Origin of the sequence: Geodermatophilus chilensis, from assembly GCF_002802985.1 — a bacterium.
Taxonomy (GTDB): domain Bacteria; phylum Actinomycetota; class Actinomycetes; order Mycobacteriales; family Geodermatophilaceae; genus Geodermatophilus; species Geodermatophilus chilensis.
The window spans coordinates 1-5,321 of record NZ_NVPT01000250.1; the positions used below are offsets into that span (position 1 = coordinate 1).

Consider the following 5,321-nt stretch of genomic DNA (forward strand, 5'->3'; position numbering starts at 1 on the left):
GGGTAGAGGACGGCCTCCCTGCCCCCCGCCATGGGAGGACCCCGTCCTCCCCACCCTTCGCGAGCTCAGGCGCGTTATGTGAGTCATTCATGCAACGCCGAGGTCGGCGAGGTGGATGCGGAGCATGGCGTGTGCCGCGATGGTGGCGGCGGTGCGGGTCAGCAGGCCCCAGAAGGTGTGTGCGCCATGGCGGGCCAGCTCCATCCGGTCGGTGAGCTCGCCGAAGGTGGCTTCGATGCGGTTGCGCCAGCAGGCGATCACTTTCTGCAGCCACCCGGGCATGTGGGCACGCTGGGCCTTGGTCGGAGGGGTGAGCACGGCGGTGCCGCGTTCGGCCTGGGCGGTGGCGAAGGGCCGGCCGTTGAATCCCTTGTCGGCCAGCAGGTCACGCGGCGGGGCACCGGCCTCGAGCAGGTCGGTGCCGACCTCGCGCTCGGCCGCTGCGGCGGGCACGATGCTCCAGGCGCGGACCAGCCGGGAGCCCAGGTCGGTCTTGATCGCCAGCCGAAAGCCGTAGAACCACTCGGCGTGCGCGGCGTCGCGGCCAAAGCCGGCATGCAGCTCGTTCGGGCCGACCCAGCCGTCCGGGCCACGGACCCGGGAGGGGTGCTTGACCGGCAGCGCCGTGGTGTCGACCTGGGCGCAGTCATCGACCGGTAGCCCGGCGGCCAGCGCCGCGCGCAGCTGCTCAAAGGCCGCCCACAGCCAGCGGGTCCGCCGGTTGACCTCGGACTGGTGCGGCAGGCGCGGGAACAGCTGTGCCCAGTCGCGGGCCACCTCGGCCAGAAATCCGGCCTCGCTGCGCCGGCCGAGCAGGTGGCGGACCAGCGTGATGGTCAGCAGCTCGGCGTCGCTGCAGGCCGGTGCCGGCCCGGGCCGGGGCGGAATGTCGATCGCGCGGGCGGTGATCGCGTCATCGACGAGCACGTAGACGTAGACGAACAGGTCCTCGGTGGGCAGCATGATGAACGCCTCTGCGGCCGGACGGTCTTCGACAACCGCTCATCTGCCGCAGAGGCGCCCTCATGTCAAGGGCACCCAGGCAAGCCAGGAACCCACATAACGCGCCTCAGGGCGGTGCCGGAGACGGGGCCACGGCGGGACCCTGCAGGGGGACCGTGCCCGGGCGGAGGTTCAGGCGGCCAGCCCGGCGACCGCGTCCTTCCACCCGGACTGCTCGCGGGCGTCCCCCGGGCCGTTGACCTCGGCGAAGGCGACGCGGCCCTCGGAGTCGACGAGGAAGGTGCCGCGGACGGCCATGCCGGCGCGGTCGTTGAACACGCCGTAGGCTTGGGCGACGGCGCCGTGCGGCCAGAAGTCCGACAGCAGCGCGAAGTCGAAGCCCTCCTGCTCCCGCCACGCCTTGAGGGCGGGCGCCGGGTCGGTGCTGAGCGCGAGCACCCGAACGCCCGCGTCGGTGTAGGTCGCCAGCTCGTCGCGCAGCTGGCACAGCTCGCCGGTGCAGATCCGGGAGAAGGCGAAGGGGTAGAAGACCAGCAGGACCGGCGCCCCGCGCAGGTCGGCCAGTGACACGACCTGGCGGTCCTGGTCGGGCAGGCTGAACTCGGGCGCGACGTCCCCGACGGAGAGGCTCATGCGCCGATCGTGCCGCACCCGGGCCGACACCGGCCCGCCGAGGGGTCGAGGGTGCCTCAGCGGCGGCTGCGCGCCGCCTTGGGGGTGACCAGGCGGATGCCGGACCAGTCCTTGGCCGCGGAGACGCTGCTGGTCTGCGACAGACCCGCGGTCGGGGCGACCTCGGTGACGTCACCGGGCTCGACGTGGCCCGGGCGGCCGGACTTGGGCACCAGCAGCCACACGACGCCGTCGTCGGCGAGCGACGTGATCGCGTCGGTCAGCGCGTCGAAGAGGTCCCCGTCGTCCTCCCGCCACCACAGGAGCACGACGTCGGCCACCTCGTCGGTGTCCTCGTCGACCATCTCGCTGCCGGAGACCTCGACGATGGAGTCCCGCAGGTCCTCGTCGGCGTCCTCGTCCCAGCCGAGCTCCTGCACGACCATGCCCGGCTTGATGCCCAGCCGGGCCGCCATGCTGGCGCTGCCCGAGTCGACGCTCATCCCTGCTGTTCCTCCATGGGTTCCGATGCTGCCGGCCGGTGGACACGTCCGTGCCCGCGCCGGTGGGGTGTCGTGGGGATGGGACGCGCGGCCGGGTGCGCGGAGTGCGGCGGACGGCGGCGGAGCAGGACACGACCAGCGGGAGACTTCCCCCGCAGCCCGGTCATGTCACCCCTTCCCGTCCGCACCGGTTCTGCCCGCCCCGGTCAGTCCGGGGCCACGGACGGCGTTGGCGGAAGCGTAGGGCATGCCTGGTCAGGTGCAAGTGTGTCGCGGAGCGGTCCGCGACCGGTCGCCGTCCCGACAGGTGAGCGGGGTGCGTGACGCGCAGCCCACCGGCGGGGGACGATGGGCGCATGAGTGCTCCGCAGCAGCCGGGCGGCGATCCCGCCCGCGACGCCGGCAACGAGACCGGACGGGCCCGCGCGGTCATCACCGACGGGCTCCCCAGCCAGCTGGTCGACACCGACCCCGACGAGACCACCGAGTGGCTGGAGTCGCTGGACGCCGTCGTCGACCACGCCGGTCGAGGCCGCGCCCGCTACCTCATGCTCCGCATGCTGGAGCGCAGCCGCGAGCAGCAGGTCGGCGTCCCCGGCCTCCGCAGCACCGACTACATCAACACCATCCCGCCGGAGCGGGAGCCGTGGTTCCCCGGCGACGAGCACGTCGAGCGCCGCATCCGCGCCTACATCCGGTGGAACGCCGCGATCATGGTCCACCGCGCGCAGCGGCCGGGGATCGCCGTCGGCGGCCACATCTCCTCCTACGCCTCCTCCGCCTCGCTGTACGAGGTCGGCTTCAACCACTTCTTCCGCGGCAAGGACCACCCCGGCGGCGGCGACCAGATCTGGTTCCAGGGCCACGCCTCCCCCGGCATCTACGCCCGCGCCTTCCTCGAGGGCCGGCTCACCGAGCAGCAGATGGACGGCTTCCGCCAGGAGGTCAGCCACCCCGGCGGCGGGCTGTCGAGCTACCCGCACCCGCGGCTGATGCCGGACTTCTGGGAGTTCCCCACCGTCTCCATGGGCCTGGGCCCGATCAACGCGATCTACCAGGCGCGGTTCAACCGCTACCTGCACTCCCGCGGCATCAAGGACACCTCCGACCAGCACGTGTGGGCCTTCCTCGGCGACGGCGAGATGGACGAGCCGGAGTCGCTCGGCCCCATCGGCGTGGCGGCCCGCGAGGAGCTGGACAACCTCACCTTCGTCGTCAACTGCAACCTGCAGCGGCTCGACGGCCCGGTGCGCGGCAACGGCAAGGTCATCCAGGAGCTGGAGTCCTTCTTCCGCGGCGCCGGCTGGAACGTCATCAAGGTGATCTGGGGCCGGGAGTGGGACCCGCTGCTGGCCGCCGACCGTGACGGCGCCCTGGTCAACCTGATGAACCAGACGCCCGACGGCGACTACCAGACCTACAAGGCCGAGGACGGCGCCTACGTGCGCGAGCACTTCTTCGGCCGGGACCCGCGCACCCGCAAGCTCGTGGAGCACATGAGCGACAAGGAGGTCTGGGACCTCTCCCGCGGCGGGCACGACTACCGCAAGGTCTACGCGGCGTTCAAGGCGGCGGTGGAGCACAAGGGCCAGCCCACGGTCATCCTCGCCAAGACCATCAAGGGCTGGACGCTGGGCAGCCACTTCGAGGGCCGCAACTCGACCCACCAGATGAAGAAGCTGACCGCGGAGGACCTCGCCGCGTTCCGCGACCGGCTCTACCTGCCGATCCCCGACGAGGCGCTGGACAAGACCCTGCCGCCCTACTACAAGCCCGACCCGGACTCCGACGAGATGCAGTACATGCTCGAGCGGCGCCGGCAGCTGGGCGGGGCGGTGCCGCGGCGCCGCTCGGAGTTCAAGACGCTCAAGGCGCCCGAGGACAAGGCCCTCGACGTCCTGCGGCGTGGCTCGGGCAAGCAGGAGGTGGCGACGACGATGGCGTTCGTCCGCCTGCTCAAGGAGCTGCTCAAGGACAAGGACCTCGGCCCGCGCCTCGTGCCCGTCATCCCCGACGAGGCGCGCACGTTCGGCATGGACTCGCTGTTCCCGACGCAGAAGATCTACTCGCCGCACGGGCAGCGCTACACCTCGGTCGACCGCGAGCTGATGCTGGCCTACAAGGAGTCCGAGCAGGGCCAGATCCTGCACGAGGGCATCAACGAGGCCGGCTCCGCGGCGTCGTTCACCGCCGTCGGCACCTCGTACGCCACGCACGGCGAGCCGATGATCCCGATCTACATCTTCTACTCGATGTTCGGGTTCCAGCGGACCGGCGACGCCTTCTGGGCCGCCGCCGACCAGATGACCCGCGGCTTCCTGCTGGGCGCCACCGCCGGCCGGACGACGCTCAACGGCGAGGGCCTCCAGCACGAGGACGGGCACTCGATCCTGCTGGCGCACACCAACCCGGCGGTCGTCAGCTACGACCCGGCCTTCTCCTACGAGGTCGGGCACATCACCAAGGACGCCCTGGCGCGCATGTACGGCGACGACCCGGGTGCCCCGCTCGGCGGCCACCGCTCGGCCGACGTCATGTACTACCTGACGGTCTACAACGAGCCGTTCAACCAGCCGGCCGAGCCGGAGGACCTGGACCTGCAGGGCCTGCTGGCGGGCATGTACCGGTACGCGCCCGGCCAGGGTGACGGGCCGAAGGCGCAGGTGCTGGCCTCCGGCGTCGCGGTGCCGTGGGCGCTGCGCGCGCAGGAGCTGCTGGCGAACGACTGGGGTGTCTCGGCCGACGTGTGGTCGGTGACCTCCTGGACCGAGCTGCGTCGGCAGGCCGACGCCGCCGAGGAGCACAACCTGCTGCACCCGGAGGAGGAGCCGCAGGTCCCGTACGTGACCCAGCGGCTCGTCGACGCCCCCGGCCCGGTCGTGGCGGTCTCGGACTGGATGCGGGCGGTGCCCGACCTCATCGCGCCGTACGTCCCCGGTGGGATGGCGACGCTGGGCACCGACGGGTTCGGCCTCTCCGACACCCGCCCGGCGCTGCGGCGGTACTTCCACGTCGACGCCGAGTCGGTCGTGGTCCGGGTGCTCGCCTCGCTGGCCCAGCGCGGCGAGGTCGACCGGGACGTCGTCCGTCAGGCGGTGGAGAAGTACCAGATCCGCGACGTCCAGGCCGCCCCGGAAGACACCACCACGTCCCCGGAGCAGCAGCCCAACGGGTGAAGGTCGAAGGACCCCCTGCAGGGGGTCCTTCGACCTTCACCCGTTGGGCTGCTGCTCCGGGGACGTG

The 5,321-nt window shown here is 71.8% G+C and carries 4 protein-coding genes; 1 reads left to right on the forward strand and 3 read right to left on the reverse strand.

Annotation, left to right across the window (positions count from 1 at the left end; genetic code table 11):
- Nucleotides 1-87: 87 nt before the first annotated feature.
- The 3 genes from CNO22_RS25490 to CNO22_RS25500 all read right to left on the reverse strand — a co-directional run bounded on the left by CNO22_RS25490 (nt 88) and on the right by CNO22_RS25500 (nt 2,078).
- Nucleotides 88-963, reverse strand: a complete 876-nt coding sequence (locus tag CNO22_RS25490; protein WP_100502051.1) for a transposase — start codon at nt 961-963, stop codon at nt 88-90.
- Between the two features lie 171 nt (nt 964-1,134).
- Nucleotides 1,135-1,596 carry a peroxiredoxin gene (locus CNO22_RS25495; RefSeq protein WP_100502053.1) on the reverse strand — a complete coding sequence of 154 codons (462 nt, stop codon included), beginning with the start codon at nt 1,594-1,596 and terminating at the stop codon, nt 1,135-1,137.
- A gap of 56 nt (nt 1,597-1,652) precedes the next feature.
- Nucleotides 1,653-2,078, reverse strand: coding sequence for a DUF3052 domain-containing protein (locus CNO22_RS25500; RefSeq protein WP_012949524.1), 426 nt, complete (start codon nt 2,076-2,078; stop codon nt 1,653-1,655).
- A gap of 356 nt (nt 2,079-2,434) precedes the next feature.
- On the opposite strand from CNO22_RS25500, the gene aceE reads away from it, so the two are divergent.
- Complete coding sequence (aceE, locus tag CNO22_RS25505; RefSeq protein ID WP_100502054.1) at nt 2,435-5,254, forward strand: pyruvate dehydrogenase (acetyl-transferring), homodimeric type; 2,820 nt, start codon at nt 2,435-2,437, stop codon at nt 5,252-5,254.
- Nucleotides 5,255-5,321: the final 67 nt, after the last annotated feature.